Below are 26657 nucleotides of genomic sequence, written 5' to 3' on the forward strand. Positions count from 1 at the left end.
GACGAACTTTATTCTTCATAAGTAATTCTGAAATAATTCAGATATCTTTTAAATTTATCTTGTGCTGTAAGACACGTGTCTCTTAAAGACTTGCAGAATTTTTCATATTCATTCATACAACAGCCTACTTTCTTTTCTGTGTACATTTCCTGTTATTTTATTATATCTGTTATCCTGTTTGTCAGCAACAAATTTCCCAAAATATATGCCCTGTAAGTCTCTCGCATGAAAGATTCACAGGGCATATATATGTTGCATTATTTAATTTCAGAATTTGATCACTTCCGGTTCATGGGTGAGTGCGCTGATTGTTGCAGTAGCATTTTTGAAGTAAAATACCTGAGTGTTTCCATCATCAGCGGCGTACATTTTCTGGAGGGAAGGATATGCGTCCAGCATAGACTGTCTTGCTTCTACTCTGTCATCTTCTACCAGTTCACCTGCAATTCTGATCCATTCTCCACCTTTGAATGCACAGATTTCTGCTTTTGGATTTGCCAGCAGCTGTTTGGATACGTCTTTTACTTTTCCGGTCTGTATGTAAAGCTTTCCTTCATATAAATGAGCTGTTCCAAAAGGTCTTACGCGAGGTTGATCTCCCTCTGCTGTTGCCAGATAATATGTTTCTGCATCTTTCAGAAACTGAGTTACTTTTTCGATTCCTGCCATTTTTGATTTCTCCTTTCGTTGTATTCCTATGCCTGTATTATAGTTCTTCACGGCAGTATTTTAAACAGAAAACTTCGATTTTTGTCAGGTACTTTATATTGACGTTTGTTTGCTACTTACTTATAGTAAAAGGAATTAATAATATATTTATCACAAAACTCCTGCTGACAAGAGTTTTTTAATTGTGGTTTATCTTACAGTTACTTTTACTTTCTTTGTAAGACCGTTCAGCCCATAGCAGTAAATATAGCAGGTTCCCTTGGCTTTGGCTGTTACTTTTCCTTTGCTGTTTACTGTTGCAATATCACGGTTTGTGGAAATGTAACGTACACGTAAAGTATGGCCTTTTACTTTTTTGCTTGTATTTTTGACTGTTGCTTTGATTTTTGCAGTCTTTCCTGTTTTCAGTTTCAGTGTTGACTTATTGACTGTGATCTTCTTTGCATATCCGTATCCCTTACCTGTTGTGGCTGCATGCATGTCGGAAGACTGTCCAATGATCACTTTCTTTCCGTTTACCATCTTATAGGCAGCTACATAGTATTTATAATAAGTTCCGGCTTTCAGTTTCTTCTGCTTCCAGGTACGGGTATTCTTTCCGACCGTTTTCTTCAGGCTGGTTTTCTTTCCGCACTTTCCACCGTAAATCATATATCCATCTGCACCGGATACTTTGCTCCATTTCAGGGTTACCGCTTTTTTCGCACCTTTTACCTGAAGCTGCATTACCTGGATTGCGGCAATATCTTCACTCTGTGCAAAATTACAAGTTGCGCAGTAATGTTCTCTTGCACCGGAAAGGCCAAGGCCAGCTGCTTTCAGAATCTTCCATGCCCCGTAATTGTGTGATGCTTTCTGCTGTTTCGCACCACATTTTGTACATTCTTTCCAGTGGGAAGTTTTGTCGTTTACCCACTGGGTCAGTTTCGAATGTGTATAAACAGGTGCTGTTCCTGTTATTTTTCCCTTAAGCGAAGTACAGTCTGCACTGATCTCACCGTTGTTTGCGATTGCAAGTCCTGACGGTACTGTCAGAGTTGTCGGTTCAACTACTCTGAGTTTATGGTTCCTGCGTACTTCTACATTTCCGGGGACCACTGCATTTCCTGTTGTTTTTCCCTCATTTTTTTCAAAAACAACACTGTTCTTTACTGTTCGTGTTCCTTCTATACTTGCTGCTGCATCAACCCAGGAATCTGTGATATTAACAGCTGAATAATCTTCATCATCAGCCGCTATGATACTTGTTACGAATCCTCCGTTCTCTTTGCGAACCGCATCTGCAAGCACAATACTTCTGTTGATATTAATATCACCCACGGCATCAAGAGAATATCCCGGTCCTTCAGTTCTTACAGTACTGTTCGCAATATCTATCGTTGACTGTGATCGTATAGCTGAAACATTCACTGTATCTTTGATACTGTTTGCAGTTGTTTTTGCAGTCACATTGGAATTATCACTGATCTGAATTTTGTCCGCATATATTCCATATCCTGAATTATCTTCTTCATTGGAGGTCACATTAATTTTGCTGTTTTTTACAGCCAGAATTGCTCCTTTTTTCTGATCTGTTGCATAAATTCCTCCCTGAAGATTCAAAGTACTTCCGTCCTGAATTGTGACAGGTTTATCCGTATCTACAGCCCTGCTGTTTTTGGATTCCAGGGTAAGGATGCTGTCTGATATTGTGATCCTACGTGATTTCGGCTTCCATGGCTCTGTATTCGAACTCTTGTAGTCAGCTATGCAGGCATTCTGTGTTTTTAAATGAATCTCTGATTTATTTTTGATTTCCAGTTCTCCATTTACGGCTATCCCTGCCTTCGTAACCTCTTTCTCATCCGTCGTAGCCAGATTAAGCTTCGCTCCGTCAAGCACCAGGTTGCCATAACAGTTGATAAGTGTTTCTTCTCCTCCTGCAATCTTAAGCGAACCACTTCCTGTAATGGTTAATGTACATTTGAGATCCCATGAATTAATCCCTTTACCTAATTCATTCTGCCCTCTTAACTCTATTGTCAGATTGCTGTTTTCTGCTGTACTAATATTTTTTACTTTTTTATCTATGTTATCCAAAATCAGCCTGCGCTGCTCTGGAATATAAACAATTGATGTGGCATCTCCATCCCAATCTCCAAGTACATCGTCTTTGTTTTCTGATGTCACACTGATATACTCAAAGTTATCACCATAATTTATACCTATATCATAATGCTCCACACCAGCAGCGTCGGTAAACTCCTCTTCCTCATCTCCTGCTGCCACGCTCTGTTCTTCGCTCTCTGCAGTCAGTTCTGTCTCTTCTTCCTCTGCTTCTATTTCTTCCTCGTCTGCAACAGAAACTTCTTCCTCTGCAACAAATTCCTCAGGAGCATCAGTTTCAACCTCCGTCTCTTCTGAATCTGTTATTTCAGAATCTGTCATTTCTGTTTCCTGATTTTCTGTGTCGCCAACCAATGCTTCTGCGGCTTCCTGTATATCAATCTCTGCCGCTGCTGTCGGTACACTGCAAAGACTCGACATCATTGCAGCTGCTATCAGAATTGCAAGCATGCTTTTTGATTTTTTTCTCATTTCCAAATTACCTCCCCTTCTTGTATTTTAATATTTAAAAGGCAATTTTTTTCAAATCCTTTCATTCTTTATGAAAAAAGACCCCTGCCTTTTTCTCTCTGACAGGAGTCTTTCTGTGAACCTATACTTATTTAACGGTTACTTTTACTTTCTTTGTAAGACCATTCAGGGCATAGCAGTAAATATAGCAGGTGCCTGCTGATTTCGCAGTAATTTTACCTTTTGCATTTACTGTTGCAACATCATTGTTTGTAGAAATATAACGTACACGTACGGTATGGTCTTTTACTTTCTTGCTTGTATTTTTGAGTGTCGCTTTGATCGTAGCAGTTTTTCCGACGCTGAGTTTAAATGTGGATTTTTTGACGGTAATCTTCTTTGCATAACCATATCTCTTGCCGTTTGTTGCTGTATGTATATCAGAAGATTCTCCGATGACAACTTTCTTTCCGTTAACCAGTTTGTACGCTGCCACATAATATTTATAGTAAGTTCCGGCTTTCAGTTTCTTCTGTTTCCAGGTACGTACATTATTTCCAACTGTTTTCTTAAGCTTGAGTTTTCTACCACATTTTGCACTGTAGATCATGTAACCATCTGCACCGGATACTTTGTTCCATTTCAAAGTGACAGATTTTTTGCCGCCTTTCGCCAGAAGCTGCATTACCTGAACTGCTGCAATATCTTCGCCCTGTGTATGACCGCATACGGTACAATGACGTTCTTTTGCACCGGAAGTTCCAAGGCCTGCTGCTTTCAGTGTTTTCCAGGAACCATATCTGTGTGCTTCCGCTGCTGCCACTTTCTCACCACATCTTGAGCATGCTTTCCAATGGGAGGTTTTGTCATATACCCATTTTGTGGTATTTGCATGTGTATAAACAGGAGCTGTACCTGTTACTGTTCCTCTGACAGAAGTACAGTAAGCATTGATTATACCGTTGTTTGCAATTGCAGATCCTGAAGGAGCTGTAAGTGTTGCCGGTTCAGATACTGTGAGTTTATGAGCTTTACGAACTTCTACATTGCCGGGAATTACTGCCTTTCCGGTAACTTTGCCATCGTTTTTCTCAAAAACAACGCTGTCTTTCACAGTTACGGTTCCATCAATTCCTGCCGCTGCATCAATCCAGGAATTGGTGATATTGACGTTCTTCGGGCCTTCATCATCGTTACCGTAAGCTATAATACTTACCAGTCCGGAACCATCATCCATAACTGCATCTGCAATTACAATCCCCTTATCGATATTGACATCACCATAGGAATCAATTGAATATCCCGTTCCGGTTGCCATTAATTTACTGTCTGTGATATCAATACCACTCTGTGTCTTTAAAGCTCCGTATGGGCTATACTTACCCCTAAACATATTTACAGTTACATTGGATTTATTACGGATGTAAATTCTTCCCTTATCTGTCTGAATTCCACTGGTTGTACCAGTTGTTGTTACAACTGCATTGTTTTCAATAGTAATATCTCCCTCCTGTGTTGCCAGACCATACTGTGATCCACCTGATGTTACCTTACTGTCATTAATATCTATGCCTTTGTAACTTAATATAGCAGTTACAGCCTCCTCATCTGTGAGAGTAGCAGTCACCGCAGATTTATTACGGATTTTAAGAGTATCAACCTGAAAAGCAAAATAATCATCAGTTACTTCAACTTTGCTGTTATCTATATCCAGAGTTGCACCAACCGAGTCTTCATATAAACAATTATATATCGTACCCTCTGCCTCAAGAGTACTGTTCTGAATTGTTATATCTTTATATGAAAAGATTGCGTACTTTGCAGATGTCAGCTTTATTTTACTGTCTGATATAATGATTTTTCCTTTAGGTGTTTGTTCTGCTGCTCTTACAGAATAAACTGCGGTTCTATTATAAGCATAAATACTTTCTGCACTGGTATTTAAAGTTACATTTGCCCCATTTTTAATTTCCAGATTTCCGGCTACTTTTATTCCATAACAATTGTTAGCTTCTCTATTTGAAGTAAATTCCAGCCTCACACCATCAATAACCAGATCTCCCTTGTCATTGATAAATGATTTTCTCATATCTGATGCTTTCAGGGAGCCTTTACCTGTTATAGTCAGTTTGTCTCCCCAAAAATCTATAAGACAATTAGTTCCAGTGTTGAACTCTTCTGTTATTTCATTCTTCCCCTTCAATTCAAGAGTTACATCTCCACTGATTCTGAAATCTATTGGTCCATTAACTTTTGCATTATTTAAGGTCAGTTTTTGTGTGTCTGCATCATAACTGGCAGTTCCATCTTTCAGAATATCTGCTGCATTTCCCGGCGTTATCCATGTACTTCCAAGCCAGCCATATCCATCAACTACACCATCCCCTGCTGCTTCATCGGTAAATTCTTCTTCATCTCCGACTGCTTCAATCTCATCTTCGTTTTCTACAGCCAGTTCGTCAGTTTCTTCGTCTTCTGCAGTGATTTCATCATCCTCTTCTACAGAAATTTCGTCCTCTGCGGAAAAATCCTCTGCTTCTGCTGCTTCCGGCTCTTCTGTTTCAGTCTCCTGAATCTCTGCATCTTCAACTACAGATGTCTCTGAAACAATCCCCCCAGCTTCTGTTTCTGCCGCTGCTGCCGGTACACTGCACAGACTTGACATCATTGCGACAGCCATTAAAATCGCAAGAGTACTTTTTGATTTCTTTTTCATTCGAATTTGCCTCCCTTTTAATAATTCTGATATAATTCTATCACTCAGCATCAGCAAAGCGCAACATATTTAACGAAAAGACGTCATTTTCTTCATATGCAATTGGCAATTTTATCCCACAAAACAAAAATCGACAGAAAGACTACACAGTCAATCTGTCGATTTTTTCCCGTCATCAGTCGTGACGCTGTTCTTTGTTGTCATATGTTTCACAGAATCTTGCTGCAAATGCAGGCGATTCATTATGTACATATAAATGCGAAATATCACCGAAAGAGCTCACACGGAAACTTGCAATTCCCTCCCGCCGTTCTTCTGTATTTACGGTTGTTACAGAACTCGGTGCTGCACACATGCCATGCCACAGTACCATCGGTGAAACATTCAGAAGGTGACTGAGAAGAACACATTCCAGTCCGAAGTGGCAAAAGAACACAAGCGTATCTTCGTTAGCTTTTTCTGCACGATAATAATGCCCATCTCTTACATACCCATGTTTCGCAAGAAGTTCATCAAATTTGCCGGTCACATAATCGTAGTAGCCTTTTGCATCAGCAGCCGCCATTCTTTCATTCTCAAACCAGTGATCATACTGGAAAAATCTTTCGTCCTGTGTCCAGTCCTGAGGCAGCCAGTCCCAGAGAATAATCTTACGGTCCGTCACATCCGGACGGTCAATAAGAACATCAAATTCCCGGAGCCATTCACACTCTACAGCTGTCCTGTTCATTTTTTTCAAAGTACAGGAAGCTGTATCCTTCGCCCTTCCAAGTGGAGATACATAAAAATAATCCAGTTTCATCTTTGATAACTTTTCGGAAAGATATTCTGCTTCCTTCCAGCCCTTTTCAGTAAGAGAATCTATCGTATAATCCGGATCTCCATGCCTTACGATCAGTAATTTCATTGTTTTTTCCTTTTACTTTCTTCCACAACATTTCTTATATTTCTTACCGCTTCCACATGGACATGGATCATTCGGGTAAATTTTCTTCGGTGCTGTTACCGGTGTTTTTTTCATCGGGATCGGAACTGCCACATGGCCTTTTTCTTCTGGTGTATGACCACGGAAATCCAGCATTCTTGTATGATTATTTGCATCTACAAGAAGAGTGGTGAATTTTTTCATCTGCTCATCAGAATCAAACACAACATTTTCTTTATTAAAAATATCCATTATATCGGACAGCATCCCGTTCATGGAGAATTCTTTATATACAATATAAAGAAGATAATCTGCCTCTTCTTTTGTCTTGTGCATTTCTTCTGTCATGAACTGATATATATTGTAATAAGCAGGTTCTCTGGAAGGATAACCGTTCACTGCATAATCCAGTACTTCCTCTGTTGACGGAATATAAAAATCATTTCCGTACTGCACACGTTCAATATCTCTGTACAGGTTGTTCTCAAGAACAGCTTTGTAGATCATTTTATCATCTTTGATGATACAGATATTGGCTTCCTCATCAATGCTGTTAAATACCCTGAGGAACTCGTCCATATCTGCTTCAAAGCCCTGACGGCCACTGTAGATCTGGTGCATAAGTTTTACCGGAGCTACTGCATAAACAAATCCAAGGAAGGATTCGCAGTCAAGCAACCAGCCAATTTTTGTACGCAGATTCTGAAATTCCTCTGTATTGATCTGATTGTATGTCTTAATAACTTCCTGTGGTACTTCTGCCCGTTCATCACTGTATGCGACCAGATATCCTGCTGCTCCTGCCCAGTCCAGTGCTGCCCATTCTTCTTCTGTCGGTGTAAAGCATTTCCTGTCCATTGCATCTTCAAAAACTCTTATCTGGGTATCGTCAACGAGAAGAAGTTTTTTCTTCATTGTCTCAGGTGTAAGAATTTCATCTGCAATTTTCTGAGCCAGTTCATCTTCACTCAGACCTTCACTGGAAATTTTCAGTTCTTTTGCCTGATTTTCCAGTTCTTCCCTGGAAAATGCAGCCAGATAATCTTTAACTTTTGGTTCTCTGGATAATTCCATGTCATCTGCTGCAGTTTTTACAGACATCAGGAAATTTTTGCCCAGGCGTGTATTAACTTCTTTCGGGTCTGTCCAGAATTCATCAATTTCCGGTTCACTGCACTTAATGATCATCGGCCATAACAGAGGGGTTTTATTGCCTTCTTTACCGATTTCTGTATTTGGGATTACTTTTTCGATATTTGCTCTGTACTGTGGAAGATCTCTGTCCGGATCATTGATTCTGAATGTAAACCATTCTTCATTTTCCATCCAGATATTTATTTCCGCATCTGCACTCAAAACTTCAAATCTGGACTGTTCCTGACCTTCTGCTGTCTTTCTGAACTGAACTTTTTTCTGGAAAAATTCAAATTCATACTGATCAGAGGATTCAAACTGAAGGATATCTTTCATTATATCTGCCAGTCTGTCAAAAGTGATGTCTGCCGGTATCAGGCAACGCCTCCAAATTGGTGGTTTGCTCCCTTTTCTTACTATTTTCAACTGATAAAATTTCATAATATCATCCTTTATTTCTATGATTGTGTATTAACACCATTCCATGTATTATACTAGACCTTTGGCATTCAGACAAGTAAAGTTTTCGTCATTTATGACCTATTTGATTTGGAAAAAAATATTCCTGTCTATGGGATTTTTTTCCTGATAAGTGTTATACTGGATATACGCAACTCTCAGGCCGCACCTCATACAACGGCTGTAATCACTATAAAAAGAAAGAGGAATTTACCTTGAATTCATCAAAAAACACTACTACAACCATCAATCCTCTTGGCTCTGCTCCTGTAGGAAATCTAATCGCAAAATTTGCAATACCAGCTATTATCAGCATGCTGGTAAATGCACTTTATAATATTGTAGACCAGATTTTTATCGGACAGGGCGTAGGAATGCTCGGAAATGCAGCAACTAATATTGCCTTTCCTGTTACCACGATTTCCACTGCTGCAGCACTGCTCCTCGGAATAGGAAGTGCTTCAAATTACAACCTCGAAACGGGTGCCGGAAATGAGAAAAAAGCCAGCCGGATCGCCGGAACCGGATTATCCATGCTGGTGATCGTCGGAATTTCCATTGCAGCTGTCATGCTTATTTTTCTGCATCCACTGCTTCTTCTGTTCGGCGGAACAACAGACGTTATGCCGTACGCAACAGACTATGTCAGCATTATAGCTATCGGTCTTCCATTTTTCACCTTATCTGTAGGCGGCAACCATCTGATCCGTGCAGACCGGAGTCCGACTTATTCCATGGTCTGTACTCTCACCGGAGCAATCATCAATACGATTCTAGACCCACTTTTTATCTTCGGATTTAAATGGGGAATCAAGGGCGGTGCCTGGGCTACCGTTACCGGGCAGATGGTCTCTGCTTTTCTTGTGATCATTTATTTTGCAAAATTCCGCAAAATGAATCTCGAGCGCAATATGTTCCGCCCACAGTTATCACTGTTGAAAGCGATCTGCTCTCTTGGACTTGCTTCCTGTATCAACCAGATCGCCATTACTTCAGTACAGATTGTCATGAACAACGTTCTCCGTCATTATGGAGCTGTTTCTGTTTATGGAAGTGACATTCCTATTGCCTGTGTTGGTATTATCTCCAAGGTCAATATGGTATTCCTTTCCATCTGCATCGGTGTGGCTCAGGGATCGCAGCCTATCTGGGGATTTAATTACGGGGCAAAAAAATTCGACAGAGTTCGACAAACTTATAAATATTCAGCAACGATCTGTACCACTGTTGCAGTAATTTTCTTCCTTTGTTTTCAGCTTTTCCCTCATCAGATCGTAGGAGCTTTTGGAAGTGGAAGTGATCTTTATTTTCAGTTTGCGGAACGTTACCTGAGAATTTTCATGCTGCTTACTTTCGTCAATGGTATCCAGCCAATGTCCTCCTGTTTCTTTACTTCTATGGGTAAAGCCAGGCTTGGTATCGTTGTGTCCCTCACCAGGCAGGTAATCTTCCTGCTTCCGCTGGTAGTCATCTTCCCATTTTTCATGGGAATTGACGGTGTCATGTATGCGGGACCTATTGCTGATGCCGCTGCTTTTATACTGACTGTTTTTTTCACCAGACGAGAACTGGCTATAATGAAACAGGATACTCCTCAATAAGCACTTTTCTGTTCAGGATTCCTTTTTTCCAGATCATCAGATAGATTTTATATTCTATAGAATCCTCTGCCGTGGAAAAAGGTTCTTCTCTCAGTATAATCGACTGTTGCCCTTTATTTTTCAGAAGTTCCTGACGGCGCTGAACTTTGTGAAGAGTTTCCTGAATTTTACATTCCGCATCCCTGCCGAAATTCCGGCGGGGATATTTTTTTGAAGCCACTCTGATCTCTTCATTGATCATATCCACCACCCTTCCATGACTGTTTCTGTGCAGCATATTTCCAATTCTTTTTGCAATAAAAGGGACCGGAAACTCTCTGTACAACCTCAATATTTTTCCCAGAGTTCTGTCTTTTGCCCTGGAAGCAAATTCATCCATTACACTCAGTGCCGCCTCAGTCGGCACCCATGGATTTTCTTTTGGGACAATATACTTCTCCGGTACTGCCGGATAACAGCAGTAATTCAACGGAGGAAAATCCACCAGCTGTGCCAGTCTTTTTTCTTTTTCGTTGCAGTATTCTTCACCAAGATAATCATACTTGTCTCTCAGAATCGCAAGTCTGTATTCCATCTGTCTGAGATATTCATAATTTTTCACCCAGAAATGCCCTATTGTTCCATACTCATATAGATGATTTTCCATAACAAGATCATCAAAAAACAGTGTAAATACTGTCTCTCCCTGACGTACAATAAGTACAAATTTCTGCCCCTGTTTTTCCAGAGAAGCTTCCAGTTCTCCCTGATAATCACGGTTATATTCTCCTGTTATTCGTACATTCTTAAATACCAGAAAACTCTCCACTGCATCGTTCATAAGATATACAAGGCGAACTTTTGCCTCCTGAAAAATCAGCTCAAACTGATCCTGTTCCAAAAGCTGCGCGAGTTTTTCTACTACTTCATCTGTCATTTTCTTTCCTCAACTGATCTGCCATTTTACATGGCTTCCATCTTCGTCTTTTGTCACCAGCAGCTGGTCCTCTATCTCCTGTTTCAACTCTGTTACATGAGAAATAATTCCGATCAGTCTGGAGCCTTCCGCCATTTCCAGAAGAACCCTGACTGCCTGATTTCTGGAATGCTCATCCAGTGATCCAAATCCTTCATCGATAAACATCATGTCAAGATTTACTGCTGCAGAACTTTCCTGAATCTGATCTGCCATCCCAAGCGCCAGAGACAGGGCTGCCATAAAGGATTCTCCGCCGGAAAGTGTCCGTACTTCTCTTTCTTTCCCTGTAACAGTTGAATAAACCATAAGATCAAGTCCCTTATTTCTGCCTTCTCCTGCTTTTTCCAGATCATACATCCGTAGTTCAAACTGTCCTCCCGACATCTCCTGGAATCTGCGGTTTGCAGCATAAAGAACCCGTTCCAGATAATAACGCTGAACATAAGTTTCCAGATCCATACGTGCACCACTGACATTACCAGACGCCATACGATAAAGAGTGTCGATCATTCTGTGTTCTTCCAGTACAGTTTTTCTTTTGTCCGTTTTTTCTGACAGTGCACTCAGAACCGCTTTATTATCTCTGAGATTTTGTCTCTTTTCATTATAAATCTTCTCTGCATTCTTATAGTTCTGATCTGCAGTTTCTTTTTGCGTCTGAAGGATTTTTATGTCAGGTTTTTCTGCTTTTCCTATTGCTTCCGCAGCAGACTCTTTCTGAATTCTTGCTGCAGTTCTGTTTTCATTATATTTATTTACTGTTTCCAGCAGCTCATGCTCTTCTTCTTTTCTGTTTTCTTCTGTTACCGTTTTCCATTGAGATTCTGAAAGATTCTTTTCCGATTTTATGTTTTCATAAGCATCTTTTTTTCTGTCTGCCTGCTCTTTCTGAACAGGGATCTCATTTTTATATTTCTCTATCAATGTCTCTGCATTTTGTCTGCTTTGAGACGCTTTTTTCAGATCTGCATCTGCATTCTTATATACCTTTTCTGCCCTGGTTTTCGCTGTTTCTGCCTGTTTCTTCAGGTCCATTGCCTCCTGTTTTGTCCTGAATTCACAGGAACTGCAAAGACTCTTTAATTCTGCTCTGTCCGCAACCAGTCTGGTTTCCGCTTCTTTTTGGACTTTACGATAATTTTCCAGGCTTTCTCTCAGCGCCTGCTTCTGCTCATCAGTTTTCTGCAATGACTGACGTATTTTTTTCAGATCCTGAGCATCTTTCTGAAGTTTTTTTACAGTTTCCAGAATGCTCTTCTTCCAGGCATTCAATGCTTCTTTCATTTCTGTAAGACCTGATTTATCATGAATTTCCGGAATATATTTCTGTATTCTTTCCTGGAGTCTTCCAATCGTTTCTACATAAGTATTTTTTCTTGTGTTATACTCTGCACCGGCAGCCCCGGCCTCTGTTGACGCTGTTTCCTGTTTTTTTCGCAGATTATCCACATCGGCTCTCATTTTCTCAAGATTTTCAGAGGAGATATCCACATGTTCCACTTTTTTGATAAACGGGTGGGGATGTTCTGTTGCACCACATACTCTGCATGGTTTTCCAGGAACCAGTTCTGCTGCCAGAAGTCCGGCCTGTTCATTAAGTACTGCCTGTCGTAACTGTTCATATCGTCCATTCAGTTCCTGATATTCTATACTTATTTTTCCATAAACAGCTTTTTTATCTTTTGCCTCCTGAAGACTTTTCATCGCCTGTTTCTTTAATTTGTCCGCAGTTTCCAGTTCCTGCTCCAGATTTTGTTCTTCCTGTACTTTCGCCTCCCACTGTGCCAGATTTTTGTCCGTATCCTCAAGTTCTTCACTCTGTTTTTTCCAGAGAATTTCCTGTCCTTCCAGTTTTTCCAGACTCTGTTCTGCCTGTCTGAAATCTTCTTCTGCCTTCTTCGCGGCTTTCTGATCGGCTTCCACCGCTTTAGTTTTTTCTTCTATCTGGTCAAAAATTTCTCTGGCTTTCTGAACCTTTTCATTAACAGCACTAAGTTCCTTTATCTTCTGGTTAAACTCTTCTCTGACTGTATTTTCTTTTTCCTTTGCCATTTTTTCTGCCGATTGAAATCCCGGCAAAAGCTCCGTTTGCTTATTCAGTGCTGTTTCTGTATCTGTCAGCAGTTTATTTGCTTCTGTTAACTGCTCATACGTTATCTGTATTTCATATGCATCACGAATCTGTACAGCCAGTTGTTTCATTTTCTGAATTTCTACTTCCTGCTGTTGATATTTTTCCAGATCTCTTTCTGCTTTTTCCAGCTGATAGAACCATTTGAGGAGTTCTTCTCCTCTGGTCAGTTCCTCCTGCTTCCTGCTTCTGACAGCATCTGCATCTTTGTATTTTTTCTGTGCATCTTCTGTCTGATCTTCCATCCACTGACATAATTTTTCAAGACTTTCCAGAAACTCTGAAAGATTTGCCATCTGTCCTTCTTCCAGCTGTTTTTTTAATTTCAGCACTGCAGGCGCCTCAGCATATTCCTCCGGTATACAGATTCTGCCAGCATCTCCCTGGCACTGCGTTTTCAGTATTGCAACTTCTTTATCTTTTTCACGTTTTCTGTTTGCCAGTTCATTAACGATATCCTGATACATTTCCGTATTAAAAAGCTTCCGGAAAATCACTTTTTTATCGTCAGATTTAGCCCTCAGTAAATCCATAAACTCACCCTGAGCGATCATCGCCACCTGCATAAACTGACTCTTGGTAAGCCCTGTGATCTCCTGTAATTTACGGTCTGTTTCTTTTGCCGGATACTCTGTCCCATCAGGCATGATCAGGCTTACAGAACCCGGAGTTTCCTTCGGTTTTCCTTTGCTGGCTCCTCTTGTAATCGTCTTCAAATGTCTTGGAACACGACGTACTGTATAGATTTCATCATTATCAGAAAAAGTCAGTTCCACAAATGGTTCATATGCAAAATCCACATACTGGCTCTGCAAAACAACTCCGTCTTTTTTGTTTGCAGACGAACTTGCTTCCCCATAAAGCGCAAATACGATTGCATCAAAAATCGTTGTTTTTCCCGCTCCTGTATCTCCTGTTATCAGAAAAAGATTCTGATCCACTTTTTCAAAATCAACAGCCGTTTCTTTTCCATAAGAACCAAACGCCTGCATCTTTAATTTCAAAGGTTTCATCTATTTCACCCCCTGAACAGTATGAAGTACAGCCTGAAGCAGTTCCTTTTCTTTTTCATCCAGATCTTTCAAAAAAGAGCAGCACAGTTCATATGGATCCATAAGTGTTTCTGACTGCAGCTCTTTCGTATAATCGGCTTTTCGCAGATGCTCCCGCCGGATTTCCAGAAGATTCGGAAAAGCAATTCGGATTCGCTCCTGCATGTCCATCACATCCAGGTCTATTCTGTCTGTAAGGATTACTGTTACATAATCATTGCACGCTTCTTTTATAACCTCTTCCAGAGTCCCTTTTATGACCCTCACCTGGCGGAGCGGTTCCAGCGGTAATACAGTGGTCTGTACGGAGTTTTTTTCTCCCATTTTTACCATAATGATTCCCTTCTGCTGTTCTGCTTCACTGACTGAACATGCCAGTGGAGTTCCGCAGTAACGTATATTTTCGCTTCCGACTTTCATAGGTTTGTGTATATGTCCCAGTGCTGCATAATCAAATATTTGCAGTACATCTGCTGAAACTTCATCTATATTTCCAACCGTCCGTATTTCAGACTCCATTCTCTCTACTTCTTCTGCCTTTTTTCCAGCAGGAAGATAGAACTGGTGGCTAACAAGTACGTTTCGCTCTTCTGTGTTTATAATTTCCCGCTGTACCAGTTTATGGACAGTTGCATTGTAAGAAAGATTATTTCCATTTTTGTCTGTACCGACTACATTTTTTACCATGGAGGGTTTCACAAAAGGCAGTAAATAAAAATTCACTTTTCCATAATTATCCTGTAGAACAACTTTCTCGATATATTCATTTTCTGTTCTTGGCGGCTGTCCAACCATATATATATTCTGTCTGGAAAGAACAGAACGAAAACAGTTCACCCTTGGTGCACTGTCATGATTTCCACTGATCATCATGATCACTGCATCCGGAACTGCCTCTGTAAGATTTTTGATGAAATGGTCAAAAACTTCCACCGCTTCTGCTGAAGGCACTGCTTTATCGTAAATGTCCCCTGCAATTACTACTGCATTTGGTTTCTCTGCTTTTGCATACTCTGTGATCTTCTGTAAAATATAATCCTGATCTTCTTTTAAGTCTCTGTTCATTAATTTCAGGCCTATATGCAGGTCTGACAGATGGAAAAATTTCATATGCATGATTCCTTCCTGATACTTTTACACTTTTTACAGTTTCTCAATCTGTCCTTTATTATAACTTATTTTTTCTGCATATAACAGCAAAAAGAACGTACCGGCCGATACAGTCAGTACGCTCTCTTATAATCATTACGATCTGCTTATTTCTGTTTTTTCAGACTTTTTGTCTCCAGCCAGTTCACAGAGATTTCTGCCTTCACTTAATGAGCATAATTGGGCGGGATCACCGTAAATTCTCTGCCGGAAAACCGGACAACATCCTCACCCAACACCATACATAAATGGAATAGAAAACCCCTGAGGCCAGCACCTTAAGGGGTTTTCGTTTGTCTCGCAAAATCACTTTCTGATTTTCTCTCCAATTACATAAATCACAGCAGCCACTACCATACCATTAATGGAAGCGATTCCCCAGGATACAACATTAGCAACTACTGCACCGGCAATCACACCAACAACAGCAAACCAGTTGACTGTTACGATCTCAAACGTATCTGTATCATAAGCCTTTTTGTTCATGAAATAAGATATGACCAGAATGATACCAACTGGCGGCAGCGTACAGTTCAGGATATTCAGCCAGCCACAGAAGTTGTAATACAGCCATACAGAAAGCAGTGTTCCGATAACACCGGAGATCAGAACCATCGGTTTCTTTCTCTTATTGAAAATATTTGCCAAACCAAGTCCTGCTGTATACAGCGCATTGTCATTCGTTGTCCAGATATTCAGTCCCAAAACCAGGATTGCAAGATAGAACAGATTCAGACGGATCATAACTTCAAAAATATCATTTCCACCTACAAAAATGTAAGAAATAGCTCCAAAAAAGAACATCAGGGAGTTTCCGATAAAGAAAGCAACTACGGTTGCGATCGTTCCCTGTTTACCATTTTTTGCAAATCGTGTAAAGTTCGGTGTTGCAGTTCCTCCTGACACAAAAGATCCAATTGCAAGTCCGGCACCACCAATAACACTCAAAGATCCGCTGGATACAGCGAACTGATCTATGATCGTTCCGTCTCCCTGCTTTACTGCCATGATCATTGCAATTGTTCCCAGGACTGCAACAAGCGGCACTGCAATATAGCTGATTATTGTCAGAGATTTAATTCCAAAATATGCGGATGCAGTCATACATGCACCTGCGATCAGAATCAGTATCCATTGTACTGCTGCGCTTCCACCAAAAAGCTCACGTGCTACAGGAATTGCAAACATAGCAACACCTACGCCAAACCATCCGATCTGTGTGAAGCTTGTCAACGCAGAAGAAATATAAGACCCCTTTTCTCCAAACGCTCTCTTGGAAAGCAGGTCAAGACTGAGCCCTGTCTCTGCACCTACATAACCAAGCAGTCCTGTGTAAGCGCCAAGGATCACTCCACCCAGAAGAAGGGCTTTGATAAATCCCCAGAAATCAAGTCCTGCTGCCATTTCCTGACCAACCCACATACTCGCCGAGAAAAAAGTAAATCCCAGCATAATCATAAACATTGTTACAAAACCACGTCTGCTATGTGCAGGTACCGCACTGTCTGCATAATCAACATCTAAAGTTTCAGCAACCTGGTTCATACCACTTTCTGTTGTATATTCTCTACTCATCTTTTCTCCCCGTAATGCATATTAATCCAAAATATATTTACGCAGTGCATCTGTAAATTCACCGATTCGCTGCTCCGCAAGTTCTTTCAATGTAATGCCATTCATACTTTCAATATATCCAAGTTCCTGACGATACAGCCACTTCGCATCAGCCGGGCGGATTTTTTCATAATGATTGGCTTTTATCCAGTCCTCATAACTGATCGGAGTCGGATAGCCAATTTTTTCATCAAGAAGCTCTTTGAAATCAATCCTGTCTGCTCTGTCTCTGATTCCCGTCCAGAAATCAAGGACTTCTTCTACATGTTCATGGATCTCATAACGTCTTGCTCCACCATCATAGATGATACATTTTTCAAAAAGCGGACTGCACATGGATAAAGTCTCTCTTCTGAATTCAGGTGCGATGATTCCACCCTTCCAGTAGAAATCCACATCCGGAAGATTGATCCCGGAAACCCCTTTATCCTGGTAAGTGCTGAAAATACCCTCATAATAAACAGTGATAAATCCTTCGAATTCCGGCCAGAATTCACGGATCTCTGCAGTAAGCTTCTCAAGGATATCAATTCCCTTGGTTCCACCAATTGTAAAGATAATGATATTACGAAGTCTTGCACCGTGATCTCTGTAGAAATCAGTCACATAGCGAAGACAGTGGATCAGCGTCTCACCACTCGCAATAATATCGCCGATCATCAGTGTGCTGTCCGGCACCATGGTAAGCTTGCTGTACTTGATCTCCAGCCCTGCGATCTCCTCCTGCTCAAAAACACGCTCACTGGAAAGGAAACTGATGTCATGAACACGAATGTGTTCTCTGTAGCACGCTTCTTCCAGAGGGTAATTCAAAGCTCCTCTTAATATAGAAAGAATATTTGCAGTTGTAACCTTTTTCTGTTCCTTCAGATAATAAAGCATCTGAGATGTAGAGGACACAAGACAATTGTAAACTTCATAGCCAACAATCTCAGGTGTGTTCAGAAGTTTTCTTGATTCTGCCTCCGAAATAACATAATATTCATTTGCATAATCTCCGCCTTCCAGACGGTAACAGGCCACTCCCTGTTCGTCAAATTCCGGCACCAGAGAGACTTTGTCCCAGTTTTTCATAAGTATTCTTTCCCTTCTTTATAATAAATCTCTGTAAGTAAACACTCTAGTTTACAGAGTAAAATGAACCACCTCAATTGTCAAGTAGATATAGAAAAAGAAGGACGGTTTTTAACAATATCATTCAAATGAAAGAACATTGTTATTTTCAGTCCTTCTTTTTTGCTTTTTATATTGCTCCCAGAATCTCTCTGGCGTTATTAATCCGTTCTTCAGAAGGTGGTCTGACACCCTCCAGCGGGTAAGGGATTCCAAGCTGTTCCCATTTAAAAATTCCAAGAGTATGATATGGAAGTACTTCCACCCTCTCTACTGTTTTCAGTGTATGGATAAAATCTGCAAGTCTGTGGAGATACTCATCATTATCACTGCCTCCCGGCACCAGTACATGGCGGATCCACATTGGTTTTCCCATATCTGACAATTTCCGTGCCATTGCCAGAATGTTTTTGTTGGATTGTCCGGTAAGCTTAATGTGCTCTTCTTCATCGATCTGCTTGATATCCAGAAGAACAAGGTCCGTATACTTCATAAGTTCAAGCCACTTGGAATAAAAAGGTTCTTTTTCCGTATAAGGATTGGCGCTGGTATCAAGTGCTGTATGAACTCCTGCTGCCTTTGCCTGTCGAAACAGTTCTGTCAAAAAATCAATCTGCAGAAGCGGTTCGCCGCCACTTACGGTAATTCCACCTTTATTTCCCCAGTAATTCTTATAACGAAGTGCCTGCTTCAGAAGCTGGGACGGGGTGTACTGCTGCCCTTCTCCCATTTTCCAGGTATCCGGATTATGGCAGAACTGGCAGCGCATTGCACATCCGCTCAAGAATATCACATATCTGACTCCTGGTCCATCTACAGACCCGAAGCTTTCCAGAGAATGGACATATCCTTTTATTTCATTGTCTGGCATTATTACATTCTGTCGTGGCAGGTTCTGGCAATAACATCCAGCTGCTGCTCTCTTGTAAGATCGATGAATTTAACTGCATATCCGGATACACGGATTGTGAAGTTTGCGTACTCTTCTTTTTCCGGATGTTCCATAGCATCGATCAGTTTTTCTTTACCGAATACGTTAACATTAAGGTGATGAGCACCCTGATCAAAGTATCCGTCAAGTACATGAACAAGGTTCTCTGTACGTTCTTCTTCTGTATGTCCCAGAGCATCAGGGTTGATTGTCTGAGTATTGGAGATTCCGTCAAGGGCATCTTCATAGTCCAGTTTTGCAACAGAGTTAAGGGAAGCAAGAAGTCCGTTCTGCTCTGCGCCGTAGGACGGGTTAGCACCAGGTGCCAGTGGTTCGCCTGCTTTTCTTCCATCCGGAAGGGATCCTGTAGCTTTACCATAAACAACGTTTGATGTGATGGTAAGGATAGAAGTAGTAGGTTTGGAATCACGATAGGTATGGATGTGTTTCAGTTTTTCAAGGAATGTAGACAGCAGTGTTGTTGCAATCTCATCTGCTCTGTCATCATCGTTACCATAACGTGGGAAATCACCCTCTACAATGAAATCTGTTGTAATTCCATCTTCATCACGAACAGCTTTAACTTTTGCATATTTGATAGCGGACAGGGAATCTACTACGTGAGAGAATCCAGCGATACCTGTTGCGAAAGAACGGTCAACCTTTGTATCGATCAGAGCCATTTCAGCTGCTTCATAGTAGTATTTGTCATGCATGTAGTGGATCATGTTCAGTGTTCCAACATACAGATGAGCCAGCCAGTCCATCATCTTGTCATATTTTGCGATTACTTCATCATAATCGAGATATTCAGAAGTAATTGGCTGATAGTTCGGTCCTACCTGCTGTTTTGTCTTCTCATCAACACCACCGTTGATAGCGTAAAGAAGGCATTTTGCAAGGTTTGCACGAGCTCCGAAGAACTGCATCTCTTTACCTGTTTCTGTAGCAGATACACAGCAGCAGATGCTGTAGTCGTCGCCCCATACCGGACGCATAACATCATCATTTTCATACTGGATAGAGCTTGTCAGTACAGAAATGTCAGCTGCATATTTCTTGAAGTTTTCAGGCAGTCTTGAAGAATAGAGAACTGTAAGGTTCGGTTCCGGAGCCGGTCCCATATCTTCCAGAGTATGCAGGAAACGGAAGTCGTTCTTTGTTACCATTGTACGTCCGTCTCCACCCATACCTGCAACTTCCAGAGTAGCCCATACCGGGTCACCGGAGAACAGCTGGTTGTAAGAAGGAATACGAGCAAATTTAACCATACGGAATTTCATTACCATGTGGTCAACAAGCTCCTGAGCTTCTTTCTCTGTAATAGTTCCGTTCTGAAGATCTCTTTCAATATAGATATCAAGGAATGTTGAGATACGTCCAACACTCATTGCCGCACCATTCTGAGTCTTGATTGCTGCAAGATATCCGAAATACAGCCACTGGAATGCTTCTCTTGCATCTTTGGCCGGCTGGGAAATATCATATCCGTAAGCTTCTGCCATAACTTTCATGCCTTTGAGCGCACGGATCTGATCAGCGATTTCTTCACGAAGCTGGAAGTCATAACGTCTCATACCCTGACGGTCGCAGGCAGCGAAATCTTTCTGTTTTCCCTCGATAAGAGCATCGATACCGTACAGAGCAACACGTCTGTAATCGCCAACGATACGTCCACGTCCGTAAGTATCCGGAAGACCTGTAAGGATCTTGTTATGACGGGCCATTTTCATTTCCGGTGTATAGATATCAAATACACCCTGGTTGTGTGTCTTGAATTCATAATTATGGAAAACATCTTTGATCTTGTCACTTACTTTATATCCGTAAGTTTCGCATGCCTGCTCTGCCATTTTGATACCACCATATGGCATAAAAGCACGTTTCAGAGGTTTATCTGTCTGAAGACCAACAACTTTTTCCAGATCTTTCAGATCTTCATCGATATATCCGGCACCATATGCGGTCAGAGATGTAACAACTTCTGTCTCCATATCCAGAACGCCGCCTTTTGCACGTTCTTCTTTCTGAAGTTCCTGAAGTTTGCCCCAGAGTTTGTTTGTAGCCTCTGTAGGTTCTTCCAGGAAAGAAGCATCTCCTTCATAAGGTGTATAGTTCATGCTGATAAAGTTACGTACGTCGATTTTTTCTTTCCAACGGTTTCCTTTGAAACCTTCCCACTGTGAAAAGTTTTTCATTAAATTCTGCACCTCTCTTAATAATTTATTCCGCGTATGTCCAGTCTAACTTTTCTCCTAAAGAAAAATAAGACCGAAATCTTATTATAGTTACAATGTGAATCATTTTGTTCACGGCAACAGTGTACACTACTCGGCACTACAATGTCAATTATTTAACGAATGCTCTTGATTTTATACAATTTAGATGCGTTTAACTCCTGTTTTTATCCTCTTGCTGAATGTTTTTCTCAATAAAAAAATCCTCTGATTATTATAAACCAGAGGATATTTTTTATTCGTCTCTTTTGTTCAGTTCTTTGATCATTAATGCAGTTCTGTCCCAATGGGATTTCACAAGCACAGATGCAGAATAGCTATCTTTCATTTCAAGAGCCTGAATAATTTTTTCATGCTCATCGATAGATTCTTCCAGCGGTGTATCCCTGAAAAAGCCATACTCGAGTCTCTGAATGTGGATCCATAACACATCGCAGAAATCTGTGATATATTCATTCCCCGCCATCTCAAGAATACAGCTGTGAAATTCTTTATCTGCATGCAAAATCGGCATTGGTTTCATCTGTTCCTTAACACACTCGGCAAATTCATCTGCCAGTTTCCGCAATCTTCGTATGTATTCCGGTGTCACTCTTTCTACTGCCAGTGTAACAGCCAGCTGTTGCAATATCGCCATTGGCTGATACCATTTTTCAATATTATCTGTCTCAAGATCCGTGACTAGCGTTGCTTTTCCCGGATATGATTTCACCAGTTTCTGCGCCTCCAGAAGCTGCAGTGCTTCTCTTACCGGTGTACGGCTGACCTTAAAATAATCTGCTATCTCAATATCTGATACTTTTTCGTCTGGTTTAAACTGTCCCTCTATAATCCAATCCTTTACTGTTTCATATACTCTCTGCTTGGCGGAAAGACGTTCAAAAGATGTCTGTTCTTTAGGTAATGGCATTCTATTTTCATACCTCCTGGATTTCCTATATAAATAATACCAGAAAATTCAACTATATTCCATATTTTTATGGTAAAATAATAGCATCTTTACTATCATTGTCACCGTTCACTCCTCACAGCAAAATATATAACAAGGAGCACCACATATGTCTAATTTTTTACAGAAGCTTAACGCCCAATACGATACATTTACCCGTTCCCACAGAACTGTAGCAAATTATCTTAATGAAAACCTTAACGATGTTGCTTTTTGCACTCTTGAAGAAATAGCTGACCGGATCGGAGTCAGTACCACTACTATCATCCGTTTTTCCCGTGCTTTGGGATACAGTGGTTATTCCGATATGCAAAAAGATATCCAGAGCAGCCTCCAGACAAAAGTAAGTCTTCCCGAGCGTCTGATAACACTGGAACAATACCCATCAAATACGCTTCTTGCAGAATCCTTTCAAAATGATATCCTGAATATCCAGCATACTCTGGAATCCCAGAATGATCAGGATCTTCAGACCATCATTCACGCTGTTTCTTCCGCTCCCAATGTATACGTGCTTGGCATGCGAAGTTCTTTTTCCGTTGCACATTACATGGCTTCCCGCCTGAGTGAAATCCGTGAAAATATTCACCTTATCCAGTCCGTAGGCATGCTCTATCCGGAAGAAATTGTCAGCGCAAAAGAGGGCGACATCTGCATTGCCTATATGTTTCCGCGTTACTCCAAACTGAGCACTACAATCCTGTCCTGGATGAAAAATGCAGGCGTAAAAGTTGTTCTTTTTACCAGCCAGAATTACAGTGCTGTCCAGGGTTATGGCGACATCATCCTTCCCTGCGCTATTTCCAGCCTTTCCTACAAAAACTCCTACGCTGCTCCTTTAAGCCTCTCCAATTATCTGATCGCGGCCATCGCGCAGGAAAACTATGAAGAGTCCCAGAAAGTGCTCGAAAAAACCGAGTCTATCTTGAATCAGGGCTTTTATCTGGGGCTGTAAAAATGTATAAAAAGCACTGCCTGGTACACGCCAGGCAGCATAATTTATGATACTGATTTACTGTCATACGAGACTCAGTCTCTCATTTATCCATTTCTGAACTTCCCCCACGCTTACCTTGGTCAGGCGGGCAATCTGTTCAGCCTTCATACCTTCTGCCGCAAGTGAAACCGCCATTTCCTTTTTGGCCTTTAACTCTCCACTCTTTTCTCCCACTTCTATACCATCATTATAAAGCTGTTCCATTTCCCGACACATATGATCAACTCCCTCCTGTGTCTCCTTCAGTTCATGTACCCGTTCTGCCAGAATCCTGTTATACATTTCTTCTGCCCTGCTGCAGCGCAGATCATGCATTAACCTTCCCAATTCTGTCTCATCCCGATTCCTCGAATTTACATATATGATATTCGATCCATCTGTAAAATTCTCATCTGCTTCCACGATTTTTCTTACAATATGATAAATAGGAAGTTTATACCCCAATACATCATCCCTGGTAATAAATATCACATAACTTTCCGGCAGTTCATCAAAATCCTGCCCCGAATTTAATGTATTCATGTCCATAAGTCCACTATGATATCTTGCCCGTTTTGGCGATGCTCCTTCATTATCCTGTTGAATTTCAACATTATACTGCCTTCCTACTGAATCTCTTGCAACACAATCCAGAATTGCAGAACGTCCCTGCAGATTTTTATAATCTTTCTGAATTATCTGATCTGTTACCCTGAGGTCTTTTTTGTTCATGATTACCTGCAAAATATATTCTGTGCATTCACGCTTTTTCAATACATTCCTCATGAATATGTCACTCATAATCGTAAGTCTCTGTAAAATTCCTTTATATCTTTCGTATCGCTCTTCCAGTTCTTTATCCTGTGTAATGACATTGTCTTTTGTCATTCCACGATTCCCTCCATGTTTTCTATCCATACAGTAAGATAAAATATCTTGTTGTTTTTATCTTATCATCTGTACACTTTCTTTACAAGCAAGTCTTGTTTACCTGTTTCGACATAATTTTTCAGTATTGGATTCAAAGAGCCAGATTCTCTGACCGAAATCAGAAAATCTGGCTTTTATTAAAGTACAACCGGCAGTGTCGAACCACCATACGGCATTGCAAGCACTTTTGCGTTTTCGCCATATTTTTCCAGTGCTTCATCCAACGCTTTTTGGGCAGAAGGCTGCGGATTCATAAAAATATGCCGTACAAAAGCCTCCGGCATCTCCGATACAAGATCAATCTGTGCGTTTTCCAGAATCATACCTATTGCTACCGCTTTATGACCACCAAGCTCAAAGTGCTCTCCAATTCGTTCTATCATAGAATGTGGTGTATCTGCCTCCAGTAACCACTCTTCAAACTTTTTACTTCCAGTTCCTTCCTGACATGCTCCTATCAGGATGATACGGCCTCCCTTTTTTACCGCATGCTTTGCATTATCCAGTGCTTTCTGCACCTGATACAGATTGGCATCTTTAGGTGCGCCCCCTTGTGACACCATTACAATATCAGCTCGGGAAGAAATCACTTTGCGATACATTTTGTCCAGATATCGACAGCCATCTCTGTGTGCTTCCGTAACATCTCCTGCTGTACAATATACAATTTTTTTGTGTTCATCAAGAACCACATTAACTATGTAATCTATCCCCACTATATTTCCGGCCTCCTCAATATCTTCTCTCAGAAGATTTCCTTCCAGCCGTCCTGCGCAGGATGATTCTTGAATCATCAGTCTGTGATTCATCTGGATAGCGTTATAGCTTGCTACACCTGGCATAATTGCTTTCGCTCCACCTGAATATCCCGCAAAATAGTGAAACTCAATATTTCCCAGACATATCCTGAAGTCTGCTTCCACCACTTCCCTTGTTATTTCTACAGGTGTTCTATTTTTTGTTTCTCTCAGAAATACGCAATCCTCTATATCCGAATCCACACACTTTACTTCCTGATAGCACCGTTCCCCTACAAGCTTTCTTTTTTCCTCTTCTGTATGTCTTCTATGAGATCCTAATGCCAGTACAACAGTAATATCCTGTCTGGAAATTCCTGCCTTATACAGTCGATCAAGAACCCCGGGCAACACTTCGTAAGAGGGCATTGGTCTGGATATATCACTGGTAACAATTACAATCTTCTGACCTTTCCGAACCAGATTTTCCAAAAGCGGGGCACCAATCGGGTTATCCAACGCATATTCAACTGCCTGACGCCCCCGCCGTTCATGTTGAAACGGATTTGATTCAAGTACTGCCATCAGATTTCTGTCTGGTATTTCTACCATCTGCACACTATTTCCATATCCAAACTCTATTTTCATCCTATCACCTGCCTTTAAATATGATAATGTTCATACTCATATTCACAGGGATTTCCCTTACAAAAATAAATATCCCCCGTGCCTAAATTTACAATCATAGAAAATACAGTTCCCATTCTCAGCCCTTCCGGAACTTTCGGATTATCATGACGACATATAGAATCCGGATATTCAATATGATCTTTCAATACTTCTTTCACGTCTTCTATAGTAATCGGTTTTTCTTTTTTCTCAAGAATTTTCAACGCCCGCCCCCGTCTTATAAAGCTATCCGGAGTTTTATATTTCATAGTATCTTTGCGAGGACGTATTGGAAGTCTCTGGCTGCAAAAATGGTTCGTATGCACAGCAATTCCATTTTCCGGATATAGCACATCAAAATCTTCATTTCCAATCTCTACATGAATGCATTCTCCATTTCTGTGGCTGAGCATGAAATTAGCACAACACCCCAATGGCATCCTGGTCACCATCGTCAGCGCTTCAGAAATGGTTTCACAGTCCACAATTGCTCTCATAGCAATATGAAGCGGGATTCCTTCCGGTGCCTGATTTGTAGACAAAGCATTCAGGAAAACGCTTAATCCTGCACTGTTAAATCCGGTTTTTCCGATAATCCCAGCCTCTGTAACCATAAATATCGTCGGTTTTCCATTGTTCTGATGAATTTTCATCATCACCATATTTTTCCTCTGACTTGTTTTCCAATCCCAATTATGTGCACTGATCGCTTCACCATTTGCAGCCCGTTCTTTACTGATTCCTATCGAAGTACAGCCACCATCCGCTTTATCAAATTCTTTTCCCACAAAGACCAGCTCACTTCGGCAATTCAATGCAAGAATATCTTCAAATTCAAGTTCTGCTCCATCTGCAACGCCTCTGATTTCTTCCAGATAATCCGAATTATATTCTCTTATAACATCAATAAATTTCCTCGACAGTTTCTTTGCTCTTTTCCATTCAAGCCCGGAATAATCCATAAACATTTCTTTGTAACAGTCTATACTTTCTCTTATTTGTCTGCCAAAATTTCTGCCTTCCTGAAACCCTATTTCATAAAGGGCACTGAAAAACTCCCATTTTTTTAAGGTGGGAGTTCTTCTTTTATAATTTTTCTTGTAATTTCTAATTATATTACAAAAAAACGCTATGGTTTACCCCATAGCCAA

18 protein-coding genes are annotated in these 26657 nt (G+C 40.8%); 2 read left to right on the forward strand and 16 right to left on the reverse strand.

The genetic code is table 11. The features are described from left to right. Window positions 1–267: 267 nt before the first annotated feature. The 5 genes from ACTNB8_RS05545 to ACTNB8_RS05565 form a co-directional block, all read right to left on the reverse strand. Window positions 268–660: a pyridoxamine 5'-phosphate oxidase family protein gene (locus ACTNB8_RS05545; protein WP_441053027.1), complete on the reverse strand. Its 393-nt coding sequence runs from the start codon at window positions 658–660 to the stop codon at window positions 268–270. A gap of 198 nt (window positions 661–858) precedes the next feature. Next, window positions 859–3246, reverse strand: coding sequence for an Ig-like domain-containing protein (locus tag ACTNB8_RS05550; RefSeq protein WP_441052992.1), 2388 nt, complete (start codon window positions 3244–3246; stop codon window positions 859–861). A gap of 127 nt (window positions 3247–3373) precedes the next feature. Further along, the gene (locus tag ACTNB8_RS05555) at window positions 3374–5941 is read right to left on the reverse strand and encodes an Ig-like domain-containing protein (RefSeq protein ID WP_441052994.1); all 2568 of its coding nucleotides are present in this window, start codon (window positions 5939–5941) and stop codon (window positions 3374–3376) included. Window positions 5942–6116: 175 nt separating this feature from the next. Further along, complete coding sequence (locus ACTNB8_RS05560) at window positions 6117–6848, reverse strand: histidine phosphatase family protein (RefSeq protein ID WP_441052996.1); 732 nt, start codon at window positions 6846–6848, stop codon at window positions 6117–6119. Between the two features lie 12 nt (window positions 6849–6860). Further along, entirely contained in the window at window positions 6861–8441 is a 1581-nt protein-coding gene (locus ACTNB8_RS05565; protein ID WP_441052998.1) for an IS1096 element passenger TnpR family protein, read from the reverse strand. Window positions 8442–8674: 233 nt separating this feature from the next. Between ACTNB8_RS05565 and ACTNB8_RS05570 the strand changes: the two genes are divergently transcribed. After that, entirely contained in the window at window positions 8675–10060 is a 1386-nt protein-coding gene (locus ACTNB8_RS05570) for an MATE family efflux transporter (RefSeq protein WP_441053000.1), read from the forward strand. Here the strand turns inward: ACTNB8_RS05570 and ACTNB8_RS05575 are convergent. The 8 genes from ACTNB8_RS05575 to ACTNB8_RS05610 all read right to left on the reverse strand — a co-directional run bounded on the left by ACTNB8_RS05575 (window position 10032) and on the right by ACTNB8_RS05610 (window position 22155). Further along, window positions 10032–10976 carry a DUF3878 family protein gene (locus tag ACTNB8_RS05575; protein WP_441053002.1) on the reverse strand — a complete coding sequence of 315 codons (945 nt, stop codon included), beginning with the start codon at window positions 10974–10976 and terminating at the stop codon, window positions 10032–10034. The two genes, ACTNB8_RS05570 and ACTNB8_RS05575, sit on opposite strands and share 29 nt — an antisense overlap. A gap of 9 nt (window positions 10977–10985) precedes the next feature. Beyond that, window positions 10986–14162, reverse strand: coding sequence for an SbcC/MukB-like Walker B domain-containing protein (locus ACTNB8_RS05580; RefSeq protein WP_441053004.1), 3177 nt, complete (start codon window positions 14160–14162; stop codon window positions 10986–10988). Next, a complete protein-coding gene (locus ACTNB8_RS05585; protein ID WP_441053006.1) occupies window positions 14163–15317 on the reverse strand; it encodes an exonuclease SbcCD subunit D in 1155 nt (384 codons plus the stop codon). A 339-nt stretch (window positions 15318–15656) separates the two neighbouring features. Beyond that, window positions 15657–16925 (reverse strand): cytosine permease, encoded by a 1269-nt coding sequence (gene codB / locus ACTNB8_RS05590; RefSeq protein ID WP_441053008.1) that lies wholly within the window; start codon window positions 16923–16925, stop codon window positions 15657–15659. A 21-nt stretch (window positions 16926–16946) separates the two neighbouring features. Next, window positions 16947–18038 carry a hypothetical protein gene (locus tag ACTNB8_RS05595; protein WP_441053010.1) on the reverse strand — a complete coding sequence of 364 codons (1092 nt, stop codon included), beginning with the start codon at window positions 18036–18038 and terminating at the stop codon, window positions 16947–16949. 169 nt (window positions 18039–18207) lie between these two features. Then, complete coding sequence (gene pflA / locus ACTNB8_RS05600) at window positions 18208–18948, reverse strand: pyruvate formate-lyase-activating protein (protein ID WP_441053012.1); 741 nt, start codon at window positions 18946–18948, stop codon at window positions 18208–18210. A 2-nt stretch (window positions 18949–18950) separates the two neighbouring features. After that, a complete protein-coding gene (pflB, locus tag ACTNB8_RS05605; protein WP_441053014.1) occupies window positions 18951–21206 on the reverse strand; it encodes a formate C-acetyltransferase in 2256 nt (751 codons plus the stop codon). Window positions 21207–21480: 274 nt separating this feature from the next. Next, complete coding sequence (locus tag ACTNB8_RS05610) at window positions 21481–22155, reverse strand: GntR family transcriptional regulator (RefSeq protein ID WP_441053016.1); 675 nt, start codon at window positions 22153–22155, stop codon at window positions 21481–21483. 148 nt (window positions 22156–22303) lie between these two features. On the opposite strand from ACTNB8_RS05610, the gene ACTNB8_RS05615 reads away from it, so the two are divergent. Beyond that, window positions 22304–23149 carry a MurR/RpiR family transcriptional regulator gene (locus ACTNB8_RS05615; protein ID WP_441053018.1) on the forward strand — a complete coding sequence of 282 codons (846 nt, stop codon included), beginning with the start codon at window positions 22304–22306 and terminating at the stop codon, window positions 23147–23149. 63 nt (window positions 23150–23212) lie between these two features. On the opposite strand, the gene ACTNB8_RS05620 is transcribed toward ACTNB8_RS05615, so the two are convergent. The 3 genes from ACTNB8_RS05620 to ACTNB8_RS05630 all read right to left on the reverse strand — a co-directional run bounded on the left by ACTNB8_RS05620 (window position 23213) and on the right by ACTNB8_RS05630 (window position 26540). After that, complete coding sequence (locus ACTNB8_RS05620) at window positions 23213–24058, reverse strand: PD-(D/E)XK nuclease family transposase (RefSeq protein ID WP_441053020.1); 846 nt, start codon at window positions 24056–24058, stop codon at window positions 23213–23215. Between the two features lie 179 nt (window positions 24059–24237). After that, entirely contained in the window at window positions 24238–25485 is a 1248-nt protein-coding gene (gene larA, locus ACTNB8_RS05625) for a nickel-dependent lactate racemase (RefSeq protein ID WP_441053022.1), read from the reverse strand. A gap of 14 nt (window positions 25486–25499) precedes the next feature. Then, complete coding sequence (locus ACTNB8_RS05630) at window positions 25500–26540, reverse strand: C45 family autoproteolytic acyltransferase/hydolase (protein WP_441053029.1); 1041 nt, start codon at window positions 26538–26540, stop codon at window positions 25500–25502. Between the last annotated feature and the right edge of the window lie 117 nt (window positions 26541–26657).

The sequence above is a fragment of the Blautia sp. HCP28S3_G10 genome (genome assembly GCF_052065235.1).
Lineage (GTDB): Bacteria > Bacillota > Clostridia > Lachnospirales > Lachnospiraceae > Blautia_A.

What these genes read in the sequence shown, in the direction of transcription:
- ACTNB8_RS05565 (WP_441052998.1), bottom strand. Translation starts at nt 8,441, where the DNA reads ATGAAATTTTATCAGTTGAAAATAGTAAGAAAAGGGAGCAAACCACCA.
- ACTNB8_RS05575 (WP_441053002.1), bottom strand. Translation starts at nt 10,976, where the DNA reads ATGACAGATGAAGTAGTAGAAAAACTCGCGCAGCTTTTGGAACAGGAT.
- pflB (WP_441053014.1), bottom strand. Translation starts at nt 21,206, where the DNA reads ATGAAAAACTTTTCACAGTGGGAAGGTTTCAAAGGAAACCGTTGGAAA.
- ACTNB8_RS05620 (WP_441053020.1), bottom strand. Translation starts at nt 24,058, where the DNA reads ATGACAAAAGACAATGTCATTACACAGGATAAAGAACTGGAAGAGCGA.
- ACTNB8_RS05560 (WP_441052996.1), bottom strand. Translation starts at nt 6,848, where the DNA reads ATGAAATTACTGATCGTAAGGCATGGAGATCCGGATTATACGATAGAT.
- ACTNB8_RS05550 (WP_441052992.1), bottom strand. Translation starts at nt 3,246, where the DNA reads ATGAGAAAAAAATCAAAAAGCATGCTTGCAATTCTGATAGCAGCTGCA.
- codB (WP_441053008.1), bottom strand. Translation starts at nt 16,925, where the DNA reads ATGAGTAGAGAATATACAACAGAAAGTGGTATGAACCAGGTTGCTGAA.
- ACTNB8_RS05610 (WP_441053016.1), bottom strand. Translation starts at nt 22,155, where the DNA reads ATGCCATTACCTAAAGAACAGACATCTTTTGAACGTCTTTCCGCCAAG.
- ACTNB8_RS05555 (WP_441052994.1), bottom strand. Translation starts at nt 5,941, where the DNA reads ATGAAAAAGAAATCAAAAAGTACTCTTGCGATTTTAATGGCTGTCGCA.
- ACTNB8_RS05580 (WP_441053004.1), bottom strand. Translation starts at nt 14,162, where the DNA reads ATGAAACCTTTGAAATTAAAGATGCAGGCGTTTGGTTCTTATGGAAAA.
- ACTNB8_RS05615 (WP_441053018.1), top strand. Translation starts at nt 22,304, where the DNA reads ATGTCTAATTTTTTACAGAAGCTTAACGCCCAATACGATACATTTACC.
- larA (WP_441053022.1), bottom strand. Translation starts at nt 25,485, where the DNA reads ATGAAAATAGAGTTTGGATATGGAAATAGTGTGCAGATGGTAGAAATA.
- ACTNB8_RS05585 (WP_441053006.1), bottom strand. Translation starts at nt 15,317, where the DNA reads ATGCATATGAAATTTTTCCATCTGTCAGACCTGCATATAGGCCTGAAA.
- ACTNB8_RS05595 (WP_441053010.1), bottom strand. Translation starts at nt 18,038, where the DNA reads ATGAAAAACTGGGACAAAGTCTCTCTGGTGCCGGAATTTGACGAACAG.
- pflA (WP_441053012.1), bottom strand. Translation starts at nt 18,948, where the DNA reads ATGCCAGACAATGAAATAAAAGGATATGTCCATTCTCTGGAAAGCTTC.